Raw genomic sequence first — 19,375 nt, 5'->3', positions numbered from 1 at the left:
TTGAGTATGCCTGATTCGTTGCGTCTGCGCAAGTAAAATTACCGCCCCGCCCCGCGGCCGCCGCGACTCACAACGCCCTCGGCCTGCGGGTGCGGGCTGAGCTTGTCAAACCATCAAATATGAAGTGTAAATTTTCCGTTCATTTACAGTTCATTTACAGATGCGGGCAGCGGGCGAGTCGGTGCGAGAGGAGGGGTGGCGGCGGCTTGCGGATTGACAGCGGGGCTTTCTTAGGGTAGCATGGGGTCGTTAACTTCACTCGTTTTTTATGGAGACTCTTGTTTCGCGCGGTATTATTGAATCGTATTTTGCTAAACTGAACTCTTGTCTCGAGCTGGATGCCGCTATTGTGGGCGGCGGTCCGTCGGGTATTGTGGCGGCGTATTATCTGGCGAAGGCCGGCCGCAAGGTGGCGTTGCTGGATCGCAAGCTGTCGCCCGGCGGCGGTATGTGGGGCGGGGCGATGATGTTCAATGATATTGTGGTGCAGCAGGAGGCTCTGCCCATTGTCGAGGAGCTTGAGCTGAGCTATCGCGCGTATCGCGACGGAGCTTACATTATTGATTCGGTGCACGCGACGGCGGGTCTGCTGTATCAGGCGACGAAGGCGGGGGCGACGATTTTCAACTGCTATTCGGTCGAGGATGTGGTCTACAAGCAGGGTCGCGTGGGCGGCGTGGTGGTGAATTGGACGCCGGTGCTGCGCGAGGGGCTTCACGTCGATCCGCTGACGCTGATCTCCAAGACGGTGCTCGATGCAACGGGGCATGATTGCGAGATTGCCAAGACGGTGGCCCGCAAGAACGGGGTGCGCCTCAATACGCCGACGGGCGGTGTGATCGGTGAGATGAGTATGGATGCGGCCGAGGGCGAGCGCACGACGGTCGATAACACGAAGGAGATTTATCCCGGGCTCTTTGTTTCGGGTATGGCGGCCAATGGGGTGAGCGGCAGCTTCCGCATGGGGCCGATTTTCGGCGGTATGCTGATGAGCGGCAAGAAGGTGGCCGAGCTGATGGATGCGTCGATTCGGGCTCAGGGCTGAGGCGCGCGACGGCCTGCCCTGAGGCTTTGATCTTTCACGACCCGCTGCGGCTGTGCCGCAGCGGGTTTTTCGCGCCTGCTTGCGCGGCGTTCCGCGCTGATTGTCATGTGTGCGGCACTTGCGCGACACTTGCGCAACACTTGCGCAACACTTGCGCGAGGCTTGCGCGAGGCTTACGCGAGGCTTGTGCGAGGCTTACGCGACACTTGCGCGACAAGGAAGCGGCGGCACCCGGTGGGGTGCCGCCGCTCGCGTGAGGGGTGCCGAGGCTCGGCTGGGTTCCGTATCAGTATTTGTAGTTGATGTAGAACTGAACCTGACCGCCGTCGTCGATGGCGTTGCCGGTGCGCACGGGGATGGCGTAGTCGATGGCTACGGGGCCCATGGGCAGGTTGAGGCGCAGGCCGATACCGGCGTCGGCGGAGATGATGTCGCTGTTCATGTCGCGCAGGCTGTCGTTGACGAAACCGACGTCGAAGAACATGGCGAAGCGCATCGTTTCCGCGATGGGTGTGGGAACGGTCACTTCAAACTGGGCGTAGGCGCTGTTGCGACCGCCCATGGTCTCGTCACCGGCCAAGGCGCTGTTGACCATGCCGACGTCGCGATAGCGGAAGCCGCGCAGGTTGTTCGGGCCGCCGAGGTAGCAGCGCTCGAAGATCGGGACGACGTCGTTGTCATCGACGGCGCGCACGGTCTCGAAGCCGTAGTTGACGCTGAAGATGCTGTCGAGCGCGGCGTTGTAGTAGTAGGAGCCGCCGAAGCCTGCCGTCCATGTCTCCACCGTGCTGCCGGGGCCGCTGTAGCCGAGGTAGGCTTCAAAGCTGCCGCCCTTGCGGGGGGTGATTTCCGCGTCGCGGGAGTCGTATTTGTAGCTCAGGCGCAGGTGGCTGCGGTCGTAGTCTCCGCCGTTGTCACGGAAGAATTGCGGCGCATAGGGCTCGGGGTCAATCTTGTAGTGCTCGAGGCGGTACTCGAGTTTGACGGAGCTGAACTCGTTGAGCGCTTTCTGCAGCGAGATGGCGTAACCGAAGTTGGTCTGCTCGTAGAAGTCGCTCATGTAGGTCGAGTCGGCGTAGTAGAGCTCGTTGCCCAGAGCGAGTTTGCGGTCGAGGAACCAGGGTTCCAGCAGGTAGATCGAGGCGCTCTTGTACTCGGTGCCGACGTTGGCCGAGACGGTCAGGCGCTGGCCGCCGCCGGTGAAGACGCCGTTGGTGAAGCCCATGATGTCGAAGTTGGTCTGCACGACGGTGGCGTACAGGTAGACGTTCTGGACGGAGGAGAAGGCCACGCCGAGGGTGAGCTGCCCGGTCTTGCCCTCCTGCACGTCGATGTTGATGTCTCGATAGCCGGGGATGTTGGAGGCGGACTGGGTGACGCTGACGGATTCGGGCACGAAGTAGCCGAGGTTGGTGAGTCGCTTGGCGGCGATGTCGAGGTCCACCGAGCTCATGTTGTCGCCGGGCTGAAGGGGAAGTTCGCGCAGGATGACTTTGGTCTTGGTGGTGGTGTTGCCGCGCACCTGAATGCGGCCGACTTTGCTGCGGGTGCCTTCGTTGATGTCGTAGCGAATATCGACGAGGTGCACGCCGTTCTCGTCGACGCCGACTTCGTCAATGACGGGCTGGACGATGGCATCGGCGTAGCCGCGCGCGCCGTAATACTTGCGGATCATTTCGACGTCATCGGTCACCTTCTGCAGCGAGTAGATGTCTCCGCCGATCATGCTGAGGCCCGGTTCGAGCTCGGCCGGGGTGTAGACGCGCGTGTTGCTGAAGCCGACTTTGCGAACGCGGTAGCGCGGGCCTTCGTAGATGTTGATCTCCATGCGGAGCTTCTGGCGCCCCTGACCGATCTTGCGGCTGATGTCGTAGTAGTTGACTTTGGTGATGCGGGCGCGCAGGTAGCCGTAGTTGCGGTAGAGCTTCTCGATTTCGCGCAGGTCTTCTTCGACGCGTTCGCGGTCGATGCGGCCCGACTTGGTGAACCATGTGAAGAGGCCGCGCTCTTTGGTGTGCATGACTTCGTGGAGCTGGGCGCGGTCAAAGACGGTGTTGCCGCGGAAGACGATGGAGTTCATGCTCATCTCGCGGCCTTCGACGATGTCGAAAATCACGTCGTTGTACTCGGGGCGAGAGGTCGGGACGATGCGCCAGGTGACGCGCGTGTCGGGGTAGCCGGCCTCTTGGTAAGCTTTGATGATGGCGGCGCGGGTTTCGGCGAGGCCCTTGTCGGTGATGGCGCGGTTGCTGGTCATTTTTTCGATTTCATCGCGCAGTTCATCATCGTCGAAGCGGTGGTTGCCCGTGAAGCCGATGCCGCCGAGCACTTTGGCGCCGCGCACTTCGAAGGTCACGGCCACGCCGCCGTCGCGCCGTTCAAGCAGCACGCGGGCATCGCCGGACACCATGCCGTTTTCGATGAGGCGCTCGAGGTCGGCGTTGACGCGCATCGCCGAATACTTCGAACCGCGGCGCGTTTGCAGCAGGTCGTAGAGGCGGGAGTCGGGGATGCTGCGCGATCCGGCGTAGCGAATGGACACGGAGACGACTTTCTTGCCCTCCAGACTCACGTCGTTGAAGAAGAGACCGGTCTGCGGGCCGAGCTCTCGATCGGCCTCTTCCATGCCCGGGAGGCTGAATCCGGTCTGCTTCGCGGCGGTGTTCGGCCGCTGCTCGGCGGCAGCGGGATTCTGCCGAGGTTGCGTTTTGTTCTCGGCTTCTTCGGCCAAGACGGCGTCAAGGAAGGGGTCGCCCGTGCTCTGTTGCGCCGCTGACGGCAACGCTGCGGTGAGGGCCAGCGTACTGAGAACGGCTTTCCAATGCGAATTCGAGAGCTTCATGTGCTCGAAGCTAACACACAGCTTGACGCAAGTCAAGCTTTTACACTGCCTGTTTGCTCAATGATTCGCGCGCTCATTCGCGCACGCGCGAGTGTTCGGGCTCTCGCCGGCGCGCGGAGGCGGCCGGAAGGCCGCGCCGGAGTGCAAAACGAGAGCCGCGAAACGGCTTTCGCGGCTCTCGTGTATGTTTTGATCGTCAGCGCGCTGCGCTCTGTTGATCAGGGTTTTGCCGGGGCTTGCTCGGCGGCGGGTTTGAGGCCCTGAAGCTCGAGCAGGGCGTCGGGGTTCGGGTCGCGACCCATGAAGTCGCGGTAGAGTTCGCCGGCCGGCTTCGCGTCACCCTTCGAGAGGATGCATGCGCGGTAGTCGGCTCCCGTCTTTTCGTTCATCAAGCCCTCGTGCTTGAAGCGCGAGAAGGCGTCGGCCGCGAGCACTTCAGCCCATTTGTAGCTGTAGTAGCCGGCTGCGTAGCCGCCGGTGATGCAGTGCGTGAGGGTGCGCATGATGGAGGGCGAGTCGACGGTGAAGGGGATGCGCCAGGGGTCGAGCAGCTCGTTGGTCGCGCTGTCGAGGTCTTTGCCCTTGAACTTCTCGTCGTAGTTGGTGTGCATCTCCAGGTCGAGCTTCGCGATGCAGAGCTGGCCCATGTTGTCGGTGGCGGGCATGAAGTAGCGCAGGTGCTGCATCTTGTCGATGAGCTCTTTGGGCATGGGCTCGCCCGTCTTGTAGTGGAAGGCGTAGGTGGCGACGCCTTCGGGCTCCCACGTCCAGTTCTCATTGAGCTGGCTGGGCAGCTCAACGAAGTCCCATGCGACGGCGGTGCCCATGTGGCAGCGCAGTTCGGTGTCTCCGAGCATCACGTGCATCATGTGGCCGAACTCGTGGAAGAGCGTCTCGACGTCGAGGTGCGAGAAGAGCGTCACGCCTTCTTCATTGGGGGGCGTGAGGTTGGCGCAGACGGTGGCCAGATGGGGAGCGTGGGGCTTGCCGTCGGCGGCCGGATCGCCGCTGACCAGACCGTTCACCCACGCGCCGTCGCGCTTGGATGCGCGCGGGTAGAGGTCCATGTAGAAGGAGCCCAGATGCGCCTTGGTCTTGTTGTCGTACACCTCAAAGAGGCGGACGCCCGGGTACCAGACCTCCTGCATGCCGACGGGGCAGGTCTCGCCGGGCTTGAGGCAGACGGTCGGCACTTCCTTGAAGGTGATGTCGTAGAGGTGCTGGAGGATGGAGAACATGCCCTTGATGACGTTGTTGCTCTCCTGATAGGGGCGCAGCTGCTCCTTGTCGAAGTCGTAGAGCTCGTGCGCCATCTTGTCCATGTAGTAGCGGCGATCCCAAGGGGCGATCTTGTCCGCCTTCTTCCCGGTCTTTTCGGAGACGAAGGCCAGCAGCTGCTCGCACTCGCGGTCAAAGGCGGGTTTGACGGCGGCCATCATGCCGTCGACGAAGCTCATGGCTCGGTCGCCCGATTCCACCATGCGGTGCGCCGTTGTCATGTCGGCATAGGTCTTGAAGCCCAGCAGCTCGGCGAGCTCGCGCCGCAGTTCCATGACGCGGGCGACGATGGGTGCGGTATCCCACTGCCCGGTGCCGATGGCGGACGCCCCCTCCCAGCAGGCTTTGCGCGTGGCTTCGACGTCGCAGCTCTGCATGACGAGGCCGTAGCTGGCGAAGTCGAGCGTGATGAGCCACTGCGGGTTCTGCTCATCGCCGTAGCCCTTGGCGGCGGCGGCTTGCTGCGCGCTCTTCATCCAGTGTTCGGGCATGCCGGCCAGCTGAGAGCGATCGGTGATGACGAGCTGCCACGCGTTGCGGGAGTCGACGACGTTTTTGCCGTATTGGTTGGTGAGTTCCGACAGTTCGCGGAGAATCTCAGCCTTGCGGGCTTTCTGTTCCGCCGAGAGGTCGGCGCCGTTGTCGCGGAACATGTCCACCACCTGCTGCACGTAGCGCTGCTTTTCGGGCGAGAGGGTTTTGACCCAAGGCTGCTCCGAGGCGCTCTTGATGACGGCCCAGAGGCGGTCGTTGGTGGTGATGGAGGAGGCGTACTCGGTGTAGGCGGGCAGCACTTTGTCTTTGGCCGCGCGGAAGTCGGGCGAGTCCATCACGGAGGCGAGGTGCATGAAGTAGCTCATGGCGCGATCCAGTTCGCGATCCACGTTCTCGAAGGCGCCGAAGACGTTTTCGTAGGTCGCCTGCTCGGGCTTGACCGAGCAGATGACATCGAGGCGCGCCCGCGCCATGTCTATGCCCAGCAGCACATCGCGAATGCCCTGCTCGGCACTGAGCTTCACCCACTCGGGGTAGTGGCGACTCTCCAGGAAGGGATGATTCTTCACTTCGGCGGCCGTCAGGGCAGCGCCGACTTCTCCTGCCGCCTGCGCGGGAAGCATCCCGCCGAGGCAGCAAGCCATGGCTATCATAAGTTCTCGTTTCGTCATAACATAATCAGAGGCTCACCCGAGCCGTCTCATAGGGGTACGTCGTCAGTTTGTCCATCCTTACAAAAAAAATGCTTTCGGGGCCAAAAAAGGCTGTCATCTTGCGTCAAACGGGGCTTTTTGCGCGGTTTTGAGGAGACTCCGCGCTTGACAAGCGGGCGGCGAATCGTACAATTTCAAGCCGACATGGCGAGGTTTCCGCAACGTCACCCCCTGCTTGCTTGGCTGCTGTTGCTGGCTTTGATGCCGGCCATCATCGGCGGCTCGCTGACGCACGCCTGCGGCTGTGAGGGCTTGATTTATGTGGGCGGCTGCCGCTGCTACGGGGATGCCGACCACAGCGCCGCCGCGGAGACCGCCGTCGATGACTCTGCCTGCGCCGGCTCCGTGGGCGATGGCGCCCGGCAGGCAGCAGAGGGCTCGTGCCGCAGCGGCTGCTGCGGGGCTGCTGCTCCGTCGCCGCAGCCCGATACCCCGCCCGATGCTCCGGCGCAGCCGCTCGATGCGGCGAGCAGCGTGCCGACGACAATCGGCCTGCCGACGCACCATTGCGACCACCTCGGTTATGAGATGGACAGTGCGATGCCGCGCTTCGTGCTGCCGGCTCAGCCCGTCGCTCTGTTGCCTGCGGCGATGGCTCCCGACCTGCGCCCGCACCATCTCGCCCCCAACACTGCCCTCGACCCGCTCGAGCCGCAGGAGCCGCCCCTCATCCCCCTCCGCTGCGAGGCGCATTTGCTCCCCCTGCGCCTTTGATACCCCCTGCGCCCGCCGAGGCGCTTTGCCGCAGGGAAGCGCTGCCTCCGCAGCACCCGCTTCAGGTGCTCGCCTTCCCTGCCCTTGGGCCGCGTCTGCCCGCCGAGGCTTCGTCGGCGCGGCGGCCTGCTTCGCCCCGATGGCGCGGGATGCCCCGCACGGGCTTTTCCCGTCCCCCGATGACAAAAAAACGTCTTTTTTGCACAGAGGGCTTGCCAAGTGGGGCAATGAGGTGTATTAAACATTCAAGCAATCGTTCAAATATGCCTCATTCCTTGACTCCCGAGACAGCCGAACAGCTTCTGCCCGTTGAAGACAGCCGCGACCCTGCGGATTGCTTCAGGGGCTCCGGCGACGGCTCTCGCGTTTTCACCCTCTGCACGCTGCCCTTCGCAGCCTCCCTTTTCTCCACTCCAACCATCATCTCATCGTTATGATCAAACACCTTATCTGCGCCGCGGCCCTGCTCGGGCTGGCGGCGTCGTGCAGCACGTATGAGGCGCGTCCGGTCGATCTGCGGCGCGACAGCGATGCCTGGCTGAGTCTCTCGCAGCAGCTCTGCGACAAGAATCGACGCCTGAGCGCCGCCGACCTGCACCGCATCGGTCTTCTGCTCAACCCCGAGCTGAACAGATCGCGCCTGAATTACGCGAAGAGCACCCGCGTCTCGGAGATGGCGGGGCTCTGGGAGGATCCGTCGCTCTCCGCCGATCTGGTGCGCGTCCTGCGCGAAAACATCACCAACGGCGGCATCAGCCCCGGCCTCACCCTCCCCGTCACGGGGCTGCCGCACATTGCCAAGCGCATCGCCGAGCAGTACAAAGAGGCCGACTACTGGAATGTCAAAACCGACGAGCGCGACTTTCTCGCCAAGCTCGACGCGCTGCGCTACCGCATCATCGTCACGCACGAGAAGCTCGATATCATGAACCAACGCCTCAGCCAGCTCGAGGACGAGCAGGAGCGCATCGGGCATCTGCATGAAATCGGCGAGGTGGAGTTCGCCGACTACCAAGTCATCAATCAGCGGCTTTTCGATACGATCAAAGAGAAACAGGAGCTCGAAAACGAGCACCTGCAGCAGCATCGGCAACTCATCGCCCTGCTCGGTTTGCACCCGAATGTGGGCGAGGTGGAGCTCTCCGGCGGTCTGCCGCAGGGCGTGCCGACGGCCGTGGCCGTTCCCGATGGCGAGCGTCTGCTGCGCTCGCCGGAGATCCGCGCGCTCTCGGCGAACTACGCCGCCGGGGAAGAGGAGCTGCGCCGCGAGATTCGACGGCAGTACCCCGAGCTGGGGCTGGGCGGCAGCTACGAACGCGAGGAACACAATAACAAGATCGGCGTCGGCCTCGAACTGAGCCTGCCGATCTGGAACCGCAACCGCGAGGCGATCGCCGCCGCCGAAGGCGAGCGCGACATCCGCGCCTGCGATCTCGTCAGCCGCTGGCGGGGCATTTTGCAGAACGCCTCATCGCTCGGCGAGCAGCAGAAGCTCGTGCGCAGCCACTGCGTCTCGGAGCTCGAACGCCTGACGCGCCTGCGCCGCAACGGCGAGCGACAGGAAGAGCTCTACAAGCTCGGCGAAACCGGGCTGCCCGCCCTGGCCGAAGCCCGGCACGAGATTTACCAACGCCGCCTCAGCTATCTGGACTGCCTCGCGCAGCTTCTCGACATTCAAGTTCAACTCTATTACCTCAACCCCGATTTCAACGCATGAACACCCATCTTCTCATCGGCCTCGCGGCCGCCCTCATCACCTGGCCTCAGAGCTCTGCGGCCGCCGCTCAGGACAGCGGAGCAGCCTCCGCTCACCCTGTTTCTCATCCCACCGCCGACGAAGCGGCCGGGAACCACCACCCCGAAAGCTGCGAGCACGCTGACCACAACCACGAACACGGCGCCGCCTGCACGCCGGACAACAACCACGAACACGCCGATGCGAGCCACGCCGAAGAGGCGCCTGAACACGGCGCCGCCTGCACGGAGGACCACGACCACGGGCAAGGCGGCCAGGGCGATGCCGTCATCGTGTCGGTCGATGCCCGCTCGCGCCACATCCTCAACATGCAGGTGGAGCAAGTGCCCGCGGGCAACCGCACGCTGGTGCACAGCCTCTACGGCTACCTGACCACGCCCGATCACGCCGTCTCCGCCTACGCGATGCCCTGCGCGGGGCGCATCAGTCTGCAAGTCAAATCCGCCCAGCAGGTTCGCAAGGGCGACCTGCTCTTCACGGTGGATTCGCCGGCTCTCTACGAACAAATCGCCGCCGTGGAGAGCGTCCGCGCCGGGCTCGACCGCTGTGCGGAAGAGCTGGCCGCCCTGCAGGAACGCCTTGACGGCCTGCGCGGCGCCGGGGTGCGCAACAGCAGCCTCGAAGAGCAGCAGCGCTTCAAGAAAGCCGAGCAGCGCCAGCTCGAAAGCGACCTCCGCACCGCCGAGGCACGCCTCAAAGCCCAGCTGGGCGGCGGTGAGCTGCAGCGCAGCGACGACGGCAGCGCTCTGTTGCTGGTGCGCGCGCAGCACGACGGCACCGTCCGCAACGTCGGCGTCTCGCAGGGCAGCTGGGGCGAGCAGGGCGCACCCGTCATCACCATGAGCAACACCGCCGCCATGGAAATCATCGGCTCGCTCTACGCCGGCAACATGCCGCACTTCACCGCCGTGCGCGCTCTTGTTCCCGTCGGCCGCGAGAACCGCCACCTCACCGGAACGTGGCGCCTCGCCGAGCAGGTCGATCCTCAGAAGCTCACCCGCACCCTCTACTTCACGCCCGATGAACTGCCCGCGGGCGTGCCGGCCGGCCAGCTCTGCCGCCTCGACCTCTACGACGAGCAGGCGGAGAACGACGGCAGCATCGCCGTTCCCGACTCCGCCCTCGTCAAAGTCGGCGTCGATGACGTCGTCTTCGTCGAAATCAGCGAAGGGCAATACGCCATGCTCAAGGTGCATGCCGGCACGAGCCGACGCGGCATGACCCCCGTCAAGGGGCTGATGCCCGGGCAGCGCATCGTCGTCAAGGGCGGCTATGAGCTCAAGTACATCCTGCCCGGTGAAGGGCAGAAGAAGAAGGCCGGGCACTTCCATGCCGACGGCAAATTCCACGAAGGCGAAGACAACTAATGCCGCTATGAACGCCCTACTGAGTTTCTGCCTGCGCAACCGCATCACCGTGCTCATCATCACGGCGGCGCTCAGCGTGCTGAGCTTCTTTGTCGTCGCGCAGCTCCCCGTCGACGTTTTCCCCGAGCTCAAAGTCCCCCGCGTCACCATCCAGACCGAAGCGGGCGGCCTGAGCGCTGAGGAAGTCGAACAATACGTCACCATACCCCTCGTCTCGGCCATGCGCGGCTCGGCCGGCGTCGAGCGCGTCAGCTCCTCGTCCGGCGCCGGGCTCTCCTTCGTCTGGGTCGACTTTGACTGGGATACGGACATTTATCTCGCGCGTCAAATCGTCTCCGAGCGCCTAGCCGCCGTGCGATCTTCGCTGCCGCAGGAAGCGGAATGCGAGCTGGCGCCCATCGTCTCGGTCACCGGAGAAATCATGCTCATCGCCATCACCGGCGATGAGAGCGCCGACCTGCTCGACATGCGCCGCATCGCCGAGTTCAACCTCCGCAACCGCCTGCTCTCCATCCCCGGCGTCGGCCAAGTCACCGTGCTGGGCGGCCGCATGCCCGAGTATCAGGTGCTCTACGACCCGGAAAAGATGCGGCAGGCCGGCATCACCCTCACCGACCTCAAAGCCACCATCGAAGCCTCGCAAAGCAGCATCCCGGCGGGCTATCTGGAGGACGTCGCCGGACAGGAACTGCCCGTGCAACAGGCCTCTCGCACCGCCACCCCCGAGCAGCTCATGCGCACCCTCGTGCCCGGCCACCCCAGCGGCGTGCTGCGCCTTGAAGACGTCGCCGAGGTGAAAATCGACGGAGCTCCGCGCCGCGGCAACGCCGGCTTCCAAGGTCGCCCCGCCGTCATCCTCTCGGTGCAAAAAGTTCCCGGCGCCAACACCAAGGAGCTCACCGAGCTCGTCGACGCCGCCGTGAAAGAGTTTGAGCAGAGCCAGCTGCCGGCCAACATGAAGCTGCACACCGACGCCTACCGACAGGCCGACTTCATCGACCTGTCGCTTGAAAACGGCAAAGAGACACTCTGCATCGCCGGCATCGTCGTGATGATCGTCATCCTGCTCACCCTGCTCAACCTGCGCACGGCCATCATCACGCTCATCACCATGCCGCTCTCCGTGCTGCTGGGCATGGCCTGCTTCCCGCTCTGCGGGCTGGCCGTCAACATCATGACGCTCGGCGGTCTGGCCGTGGCCGTCGGCGACGTCGTGGACAACGCCATCATCTTCGTCGAGAACGCCTGGCGCAGCCTGAGCCGCAACGCGGCCCTGCCGCCGGAAAAACGCCGCTCGCGCTTCCGCGTCCTCATGGATGCGCGCGGCGAAATCGTCAGCTCCATCAGCTTCTCCTCGCTCATCATCCTGCTGGTCTTTGCGCCGCTGCTCTTCCTGAGCGGGCTGGAGGGGCAGTTTTACCGCCCGCTGGGCATCTCCTACATGCTCGCTCTGGCCGCCTCTCTGCTCGTCGCCATCACCCTCGTCCCCGTCCTCTGCATGATGTGGTTCAAGCCCGCCAAGCGGGGCGACACCTCGGGCGACTCGGCCTCGGCGCGACTCATCAAGCGTCTCTACACCCCCGTGCTCAACTTCTGCCTGCGCTTCCCCAAGAGCGTCTTCGGCAGTCTGCTGGCCATCACGGCGGGCGCCGTCTGGCTCGGCTCAACCTTCGGCACGAGCTTCCTGCCGCCCTTCAATGAAGACTGCTACACCGTCTTTGTCAACACCGTACCCGGCACCTCGCTGGCTGAAACCGAGCGCATCTCGCAGCAGGTGATGAAGGAAATCGGCAAGATCGACGGCGTCAAGAGCGTTGCCCAGCGCACGGGACGCGCCGAAAACGACGAGCACGCCGAACCCGTCAGCGCCTCCGAGCTGCTGGTGCGCGTCGACCTGAGCAAAAACCAGCGCCGCATCCGCGAGCAAATCAGCGCCATCCTGCACGGCATTCCCGGCACCAGCGGCATGATCGGCTTCCCGCTCGCGCACCGCATCAGCAACGCCCTCTCGGGCTCGAACTCCGAAATCGCCATCAACATCTACGGCCAAGAGCTGCCCCAGATCCGCGCCGCCGCCAAAAAAGCCGCCGAGATTCTCAGCAGCATGCCCGAAGTCGCCGACGCGCGCGCCAACCGCGAAGTGATGGTCGACACCGTCTGCATCGACTACAACCGCGAAGCGCTCGCCGCCTGCGGCCTCACCGTCGCCGAAGCCGCCGAGCAGGTCTCCGCCGCCCTCAACGGCCTCAAAATGGGCGAAGTCATCCGCAACCTCGACCACTGGAACATCATGCTGCGCCTCGACCCCGAGCTGCGCACCGGCATCGACGACGTCCGCAACCTGCAACTCGTCGCTCCCGGCGGGCGCACCATGCGCCTCGACGACGTTGCCCAAATCTACCGCACCGAAGTCACCAACCTCATTCTGCGCGACAACTCGATGCTCAAGGCCATGATTTCCTGCAACCCCTCGCTGGACTCCAACCTCGGCGACCTCGCCGACGCCTGCCGCGAGAAGCTCGACCCCGTCATGAACGAAATGGGCTGCACCGTCGACTACGCCGGCACCATCAAGAGCCGCGAACAGGCCGGCAACCGCCTCTACGCACTCGGGGCGGTTGTCTGCGTGCTCATCGTGCTGCTGCTGGCCACCTCGCTGGGCAGCGTGCGCCGCGCTCTCATCACGCTCATCAACATCCCGCTCTGCCTCGTGGGCGGCATCGCCGCCATCTTCCTCACCTCGGGCGACACGCTGCGCTCGATAGCCGAGGGCGGCTACGTGCCTCCCATCCTCTCGGTGAGTTCTCTGGTGGGATTCGTGACGGTCATCGGCTTTGCCATTCGCTCCGGGCTCATCCTGCTCAACCGCTACCGCAGCCTTGAGGCCCGCGGCCTGAGCCCCGAAGAGGCGATTCGCGCGGGCTCGACCGAGCGCGTCATCCCCATCATCATGACCTCGCTGACGACCATCCTCGGCCTGCTGCCCCTCGTCTGGGCTCGCGACCAACCGGGCGGCGAACTGCTGGCTCCGCTGGCCATCGTCCAGTTCGGCGGTCTGTTGAGCGCCACGGTGCTCAACCTGCTGGTCATGCCCGCCACGGCCAAAATCTTTGCACGCTGGATCAGCCCGGCCGAACGCCGCGACAGCTGAACAAAGGCTGACCTAAGGATGAGCAAAGGCTGAACGACGGAGGGCCTCGCACCCCCGCGCAGGCTCCGCCGCACAAAGCCCCGCCGCACCCCGCCACCCGACCGCTGCAACGGCAGCGGTCGGGTTTTGACTTGCCCGAGCCGCGCTCATCCGCTATGCTCACCCGCATGAAACGCCCCCCTCGCGACAACGAAGACGAACTCATCGGCGCCTACTACAACCGCGCCTGCATCGGCATCTTCAGCGCCGGAGCCGTCGCCCTCCTCGTCAGTTGGCGCCTCGAGGTCGCCGAGATGGCGGGCAGCCTCATCTTCGTGCTGCTCGTCCTCTACCGCATCATCAAACCGCCGCTGATGCGGCGCTTCTTCCCGCGCACCCACGAAGAGAAAGTCTCGTTCTGGATGCTGCTCATCTGCCTGATCATCCTCTACACCGTACTCATCCTCTGCGCCCGGCAGCGGCACGACGAGCTGGAGAAAAGAGAACTACAGCAGCATACCCGGCAGCAACAGACCCCCTACCCCTCCCCGCACATCGCCCCCCTCGTCACCCCCCACGCAGCCCCGGCAGCGCCGCCCCGAATACCCCGCCCCCACTGAACAGAACCCCGGCCGGCAGAGCCTCGGCCGACAGAGTGAGAACAACAGCCGACCGCGAGAGAACAACAACAGCCGACCGCGCGAGGACAACAACAGTCGCCCCCGCACGAGCGGCAGCGTGCCGCGCGCAGCCTAAGCCCCCTCGCCCGCCGGCAGGCGCACCAGCTCCAGCAGCTCCGCCGGGCTGAGATGCAGCAGCAACTTCTCGAGGCCGCCCGCCAGCAGCGCATCCGCCATCGCCGACTTGCGCGCCAGCATGCGGTGAATATTCGCCTCAATCGTCCCCAGACAAATCAGCGGATGAATCGTCACCGGCTGCGTCTGCCCGATGCGATACGCGCGGTCGCTGGCCTGATTCTCCACCGCCGGATTCCACCAGCGATCGAAATGAATCACGTGGCTCGCCCGCGTCAGCGTCAGCCCCGTGCCGGCCGCCTTGAGCGAGAGCACGAAAAAGCGGGGCCCGCCCGGATGCTGGAAGCGCTCCACCAGCTGCTGACGCTCCGCGATCGGCGTACCGCCGTGCAGGCAGAGCCCCGGCGCCCCGAAAACGCCCGCCAAAAAATCGTGCAAGGGCTCCATCATCGTGCGATACTGCGTAAACACCAAACAGCAGGCCCCCGAAGCCGCCACCTGCTCCGCCAGCTGCCCGAGCCGCTGCATCTTGCCGCTGCGCGCCGGGTCGTAAAAAGGCTCGCCCAAATACTGAGCGGGGTGATTGCAAATCTGCTTGAGCCGCCCGAGCACCGGCAACACCAAGCTCAAACGCGTCGCCGCATCGGGCTCCTGAATCAACACCTGCAAACGCTCCACCTCTCGCGCGTAGAGAGCCGTCTGCTCGGGGCTCAGGAAGCAATAGGCCGGCTGCTCCGTCTTGGGCGGCAGCTCCGGCAGCAGCGCCGGATCACTCTTCAGACGCCGCAGCATAAAAGGCCGCACCAAGCGGCGCAGCGCCGTATAATCCGTCCCCATCGAGCGCAGCATCGCGAGAAACTCGCGCTCGCTGCCCAGCAACCCGGGATTGAGAAACTCGAAGAGACTGCGCAACTCACTCAGATTATTCTCGACCGGCGTCCCCGTCAGCGCCACGCGGCGCGGCGAGCGCAGGCGCAGCACGGCGCGCGTGCGCGCCGAATCCGCATTCTTGATCGCCTGCGCCTCATCGAGCACCAGCGCCGGCAACTCAGCCGCCGCCGGCAACTCATGGCGCGACACCATCCCGTAAGTCGTCAGCGCCACCTCACAGCGGCGCAGCAAACTCATCGGCGACGCACGCAGCAAATCTCCGTCGGCGCGGCTGAGCGCGTAGGAATGCAACGTCAGCACCCGGAGATCCGGCGCGAAACGCGCCAACTCATCCTGCCAATTGCGCAGCAAACTCGCCGGCGTCACCACCAGCGCCGCCCCGCGCCGCAGATGCCCCGCCGCCTGCAAATGCAGCAGCCAGGCAATCACCTGAAGCGTCTTGCCCAGCCCCATATCATCCGCCAGACAAGCCCCGAAGCCGGGCTCCGTCACATTGAGCAAAAAGCGCACCCCTTCGAGCTGATACGGGCGCAGCATCGCTCGGAGCGGCTCGGGCAGCATCGGCTCCTCGCGGCCGAATTGCAACTGAGAAAGCGCCAGCGCCAGACGCGCCCCCGCCGCCGCGCGCGCCCCGTCCTCAAGCGGCGGCAGATTCGGCAAAGCCTCGCGCCGCTTGCCCAGCAAATAGCGCAGCCCCGCCAGCAGAGGAATACCGCCCGCCGCCATGCGCTCCGCCGAGCGCCAATTCTCCAGCAAAGCCCTCAGGCGCTCGCGATCAAGCCGCACCCACTCGCCGCGAAAGCGCACCAAACCGTCGCCGAGCGCCAGCAGCTCTCGCAGCTCCTCCTCCGTCAAATAGCGATCCCCCAGCGCCACCTGCGGCACAAAACGCAGCAGCGCGTGCACATTGAGAGACGGCGAGCCGTCCGGCTTGCCCGCACCGCCCGGCCCCGCCTTCGCCCCCTCCTCAGCCTCCGGCGGCAGATCAAACTGCACCACCAGCTGAGCCTTAGGCGGCCGCGACTTCCAGAGATTCACCATCCGCACCTCAATGCCCGCCTCCTCCGCCAGCGGCACCGCATCCAGAAACGCGCATGCCTGCCGAGCCGTCCAAGCGCAGGGGCGATACACCGCCTGCGAATCAATCAGCTCGCGCATAAACGCATGGCTCTCGGCCAGTCGGCGCAGCGGGCGCAGCAGCGCCAGCAGCGCCTCGCGATCACCCGCGCAAAGCTGCGCCGCCAAGCCCAGAGGCGCGTGGCGCGGCTTGCCGTCCGCCCCGACCTTGTGAATAAACGTCGCCAAAAACGCAAAAGGCAGCTCCGGCGCATCATCCCCCGTCTTCTCCGCCAAATGAAAACACAGCATCCCCAACTGCTGCCAACCCTCGCCGAGGCGCCCCAGCCACTGCTCGGGAGTGCAACACTCGCGGCGGCAAAGCTCGTGCAGCGCCGGCACCAGCGAAGCAAACCAAGCCCGCAGCCCCTCCGCCCCCAGCGTCGCGCCGTAGAGCGGCGGCATCGCCTCGAGCAAACGCACCGCCTCCGTCGGCGACGGCACCGTCAGCCCCGCCGCGGCCTCCTCCGACGCCCCGCGCCGCAGCGCCGCCAAATAACGCATCATCGCCTCGCGCGTCCGCTCATACAGCCACGCCAAACCCGGCGAAGCCCCCGCCGGCAAACCGAAGCGCAGCAAATCGAGCATCCCCGCCCCCGGCGACAGCGCAAACGCCCGCTCCAGACGCGGCAAAGCCCTCGCCGGCACCAGCTGCGGGCGACCCTCCTGCGTAAGACTGAGCGAAAGCTGCACCACCCCATTCTAGCCCCGCAACCACCGTCTAGCAAGCTCAAAGCCGCGCCGCAACACCCGAGCCGCACCGCCGAGCAGCGCCGCCCATAACGCACCGCCCATGATGCCCGCCTGAGCCGCGTCGCCGCCCGCAACGCACCGCCCATGATGCCCGCCCGAGGCAGACACCCGCGACGCAACCACCATAACGCCCGCCCGAGCTGCGTCGCACCGCCCGCGACACCCCGCGCCGGAGCCCTCAATCCGAACGCACGTAGCGCGTGCGCGGACGCGTCTCTGCCACATCAAAAAAGCGCAGCGAACGCTCCACCGGCTCGCGCACCAAATCGAGCAGGCGAATGGCACCTGCGGGGCAAACCTGCTGGCAAGCCGTCTGCGGCATCTCCCCCTCGAGCTGAGCCGCATTGATGCGCTGCACACAGTAACTGCACTTCTCCATCACCCCGCGCGGGCGCACCGAAACCTCAGGATTATCGGGGCGATTCTGTAGGCGGCGCGACGCGCGGGCGTAATCATGAAAATTGAAACGCCGCGCCTCGTAAGGGCAGGCCGCCGAGCAATAGCGCGTCCCCCAGCAGCGCGGGTACACCATCGCACTGAGCCCCGACTCCGTATGCACCGTCGCATTGACCGGGCAGACCGACTCGCAGGGTGCCTGCTCACACTGGCGGCAAGCCAGCGGCACAAACATCGCCCGCCTCCCTTGGGCATCCAGATACGCATCCACGCGCAACCACTGCAAATCGCGGCCGCGGCGCAACTCCTCCGCCCCCACCGTCGGCACATTATTCTCCGCGCGACAGGCCAGCGTGCAAGCCTGACAGCCGATGCATGCCGACACATCAATGCACATTCCCCACTGCGGCGACGCACCCCGCACCGGAGGATTCGCCTCCATCACCAGCTCTCCCGCCTCAGGCATCGGGTGCAGCGCACGGCGCGGCAACACATCCGCCTCATCACCCTCCAGCAACTCACCCTCTGCCCACGCACCCAGCCCCGGCAAGAGCGGCAGCAGCGCAACCTCGAGCCCCGGATGCGTGCAAACCGGCAGCACGCAGTCCCCCGAGCGCCACGCGCGCGGACGGCTCGCCTCCTCCGCCGCCAGCCCCGCCGAATGCGCCGCGCACGGCAGCCAGACCACCGGCTCCCCCCTCACCCCGCTAAGCGCATCCTCCGCCTCGCGCAACCACACATTATGCCTGAAGCGCCCATCCGCAAAAAAGGGATGCAGATACGGAGAACCCGCCGGAGCCGGCGCCAGACGCACAGGCAGCGGCGCTGCCCCGGGCAACACCCCCCGGCGCAGCCCCTCATCGAAGCCCGGCACCAACTCTGCCAGCCGCGCATGCACGGGCGACACCCCCTCGCGCCCCTCATCGGGCAGCTCACCGTCGCGCAGCAGCGCCTCCAACACCTCGGCCTCCGAGAAAGCCGGACGCAGCGGCAGCGTCACCGGCTGGCGCAAGCAGAGATGCCCCCGCGCATCCGCATCCGCCCCCCACTCCTCCAGAAAATGCGTCTGCGGCACCACATAGCCGCACAAGCGCGCACTCTCATCCGGCAACAAACACAAACGCAGCGTCTCCGCCGAGCACTGCCCGAGCGCACGCGCAAAAGACGGCGAAAAAGCCGCCGGATCCCCCGGCGTCAAAATCATGAGCAAATCCAGCGCATCATCCCGCAGCAAAGCCGTCAGCTCCGCGAGAGCCTCCTCCCCCTGCGGGCGCCCCACATCCCAGCGACAAGCCGGCCCGAAAGCCGCCTCCGTCAGGCGCTCCAGCTCCGGAAAAGACACCGCGCGCGCTGCCCCCGCCGGATCCCAACTGAAAAAATAGCGTCTTGCCGCCGCCGCACAGGGCAGAGCCCGCAGCGCCGCCACCTGCGCCTCGCGCAACGGCGACCAGCCCTGCGGCAACAGAAAAGCCACCCGCGCCTCCTCGCGCAGCGCCGCCGCCCAACCGCGCATCGCCCCGCGCAACCCGCGCATCGGAAAAGGCTTGCCGTTAAAACTCGGCTGCGCCGTACGCCCCCCGTCATACAAATCCAGCAACGACGCCTGAGCCCAAGCCGGCAACCCGCGCATCCCCGGCGCCTGCGGCAGCGCCTGAAGCGCCGTAGGGCGCCCCTCGTGGCAAACCGCCAGCAGCGGCAGAGCCCCCGTCGCCCATGGAATCGACGAGGCGAAACAAGACGCCTCCCCCGCCCGCATCCACTCCGGGCAACTCTCCGGCGCCACGGCAAACTCCTGTGCCCGGCGGCAAGCCGGCAGTGCCAGCGCAGCCAGCGCCCCCAAACCCTTGAGAAAATCGCGGCGAGTAAGGTGAAGCGACATCGTGGCCTCATTGTACCCGAACAAAGCGCTCGGCGCAAGCCTCCCGCGTGCCAGCCTCCCTCCATCAACCTTCCCCCGCATCACCTCCTCGCGATGCAAACCCTCCCCACCCATCCCCACCACGCCGGCAGCGCCGCCACCCGGCACAGCGAGCGGCACAGCGAGCGGCACAGCGAGCGACACAAAGCGGCGGGGGAAACTCCCCCGCCGCCCGGACAAACTCTGAGCTCAGGCCGAGACGCCGC

11 protein-coding genes are annotated in these 19,375 nt (G+C 65.4%); 7 read left to right on the top strand and 4 right to left on the bottom strand.

Translation table 11 applies throughout. The annotated features are described in order from the left end of the window. The first annotated feature begins 268 nt into the window (after nucleotides 1–268). Nucleotides 269–1,045 carry a sulfide-dependent adenosine diphosphate thiazole synthase gene (locus AC6UAL_RS00485; RefSeq protein ID WP_500681386.1) on the top strand — a complete coding sequence of 259 codons (777 nt, stop codon included), beginning with the start codon at nucleotides 269–271 and terminating at the stop codon, nucleotides 1,043–1,045. Nucleotides 1,046–1,331: 286 nt separating this feature from the next. On the opposite strand, the gene bamA is transcribed toward AC6UAL_RS00485, so the two are convergent. Together bamA and AC6UAL_RS00475 are read right to left on the bottom strand one after the other, a co-directional pair. Continuing rightward, nucleotides 1,332–3,887: an outer membrane protein assembly factor BamA gene (gene bamA / locus AC6UAL_RS00480; protein ID WP_500681385.1), complete on the bottom strand. Its 2,556-nt coding sequence runs from the start codon at nucleotides 3,885–3,887 to the stop codon at nucleotides 1,332–1,334. A 218-nt stretch (nucleotides 3,888–4,105) separates the two neighbouring features. Then, the gene (locus AC6UAL_RS00475) at nucleotides 4,106–6,331 is read right to left on the bottom strand and encodes a M3 family metallopeptidase (RefSeq protein WP_500681384.1); all 2,226 of its coding nucleotides are present in this window, start codon (nucleotides 6,329–6,331) and stop codon (nucleotides 4,106–4,108) included. Nucleotides 6,332–6,517: 186 nt separating this feature from the next. Here AC6UAL_RS00475 and AC6UAL_RS00470 point away from each other — a divergent pair, with 186 nt between their 5' ends. The 6 genes from AC6UAL_RS00470 (at nucleotide 6,518) to AC6UAL_RS00445 (ending at nucleotide 13,960) form a co-directional block, all read left to right on the top strand. Then, nucleotides 6,518–7,087 carry a hypothetical protein gene (locus tag AC6UAL_RS00470; RefSeq protein ID WP_500681383.1) on the top strand — a complete coding sequence of 190 codons (570 nt, stop codon included), beginning with the start codon at nucleotides 6,518–6,520 and terminating at the stop codon, nucleotides 7,085–7,087. Between the two features lie 263 nt (nucleotides 7,088–7,350). Next, a complete protein-coding gene (locus AC6UAL_RS00465; RefSeq protein WP_500681382.1) occupies nucleotides 7,351–7,524 on the top strand; it encodes a hypothetical protein in 174 nt (57 codons plus the stop codon). Then, complete coding sequence (locus AC6UAL_RS00460) at nucleotides 7,521–8,804, top strand: TolC family protein (RefSeq protein WP_500681381.1); 1,284 nt, start codon at nucleotides 7,521–7,523, stop codon at nucleotides 8,802–8,804. The genes AC6UAL_RS00465 and AC6UAL_RS00460 overlap by 4 nt, the downstream gene beginning before the upstream one ends. Beyond that, nucleotides 8,801–10,210, top strand: coding sequence for an efflux RND transporter periplasmic adaptor subunit (locus AC6UAL_RS00455; protein ID WP_500681380.1), 1,410 nt, complete (start codon nucleotides 8,801–8,803; stop codon nucleotides 10,208–10,210). The genes AC6UAL_RS00460 and AC6UAL_RS00455 overlap by 4 nt, the downstream gene beginning before the upstream one ends. A gap of 7 nt (nucleotides 10,211–10,217) precedes the next feature. Then, a complete protein-coding gene (locus tag AC6UAL_RS00450; RefSeq protein WP_500681379.1) occupies nucleotides 10,218–13,361 on the top strand; it encodes an efflux RND transporter permease subunit in 3,144 nt (1,047 codons plus the stop codon). 167 nt (nucleotides 13,362–13,528) lie between these two features. Then, entirely contained in the window at nucleotides 13,529–13,960 is a 432-nt protein-coding gene (locus AC6UAL_RS00445; RefSeq protein WP_500681378.1) for a hypothetical protein, read from the top strand. Nucleotides 13,961–14,092: 132 nt separating this feature from the next. On the opposite strand, the gene AC6UAL_RS00440 is transcribed toward AC6UAL_RS00445, so the two are convergent. Further along, nucleotides 14,093–16,795, bottom strand: coding sequence for a DEAD/DEAH box helicase (locus AC6UAL_RS00440; RefSeq protein ID WP_500681377.1), 2,703 nt, complete (start codon nucleotides 16,793–16,795; stop codon nucleotides 14,093–14,095). 238 nt (nucleotides 16,796–17,033) lie between these two features. Beyond that, nucleotides 17,034–19,130: a 4Fe-4S dicluster domain-containing protein gene (locus tag AC6UAL_RS00435; protein WP_500681376.1), complete on the bottom strand. Its 2,097-nt coding sequence runs from the start codon at nucleotides 19,128–19,130 to the stop codon at nucleotides 17,034–17,036. Nucleotides 19,131–19,375: the final 245 nt, after the last annotated feature.

Origin of the sequence: Candidatus Parakkermansia intestinigallinarum (genome assembly GCF_944389695.1) — a bacterium.
Lineage (GTDB): Bacteria > Verrucomicrobiota > Verrucomicrobiia > Verrucomicrobiales > Akkermansiaceae > Akkermansia > Akkermansia intestinigallinarum.
The sequence above is the reverse complement of the archived record's forward strand: the minus strand, read 5'-3'. Positions and strand labels throughout refer to the sequence as shown.

Coding starts and splice junctions, on each gene's coding strand:
- AC6UAL_RS00485 (WP_500681386.1), top strand. CDS start 269: ATGGAGACTCTTGTTTCGCGCGGTATTATTGAATCGTATTTTGCTAAA.
- bamA (WP_500681385.1), bottom strand. CDS start 3,887: ATGAAGCTCTCGAATTCGCATTGGAAAGCCGTTCTCAGTACGCTGGCC.
- AC6UAL_RS00475 (WP_500681384.1), bottom strand. CDS start 6,331: ATGACGAAACGAGAACTTATGATAGCCATGGCTTGCTGCCTCGGCGGG.
- AC6UAL_RS00470 (WP_500681383.1), top strand. CDS start 6,518: ATGGCGAGGTTTCCGCAACGTCACCCCCTGCTTGCTTGGCTGCTGTTG.
- AC6UAL_RS00465 (WP_500681382.1), top strand. CDS start 7,351: ATGCCTCATTCCTTGACTCCCGAGACAGCCGAACAGCTTCTGCCCGTT.
- AC6UAL_RS00460 (WP_500681381.1), top strand. CDS start 7,521: ATGATCAAACACCTTATCTGCGCCGCGGCCCTGCTCGGGCTGGCGGCG.
- AC6UAL_RS00455 (WP_500681380.1), top strand. CDS start 8,801: ATGAACACCCATCTTCTCATCGGCCTCGCGGCCGCCCTCATCACCTGG.
- AC6UAL_RS00450 (WP_500681379.1), top strand. CDS start 10,218: ATGAACGCCCTACTGAGTTTCTGCCTGCGCAACCGCATCACCGTGCTC.
- AC6UAL_RS00445 (WP_500681378.1), top strand. CDS start 13,529: ATGAAACGCCCCCCTCGCGACAACGAAGACGAACTCATCGGCGCCTAC.
- AC6UAL_RS00435 (WP_500681376.1), bottom strand. CDS start 19,130: ATGTCGCTTCACCTTACTCGCCGCGATTTTCTCAAGGGTTTGGGGGCG.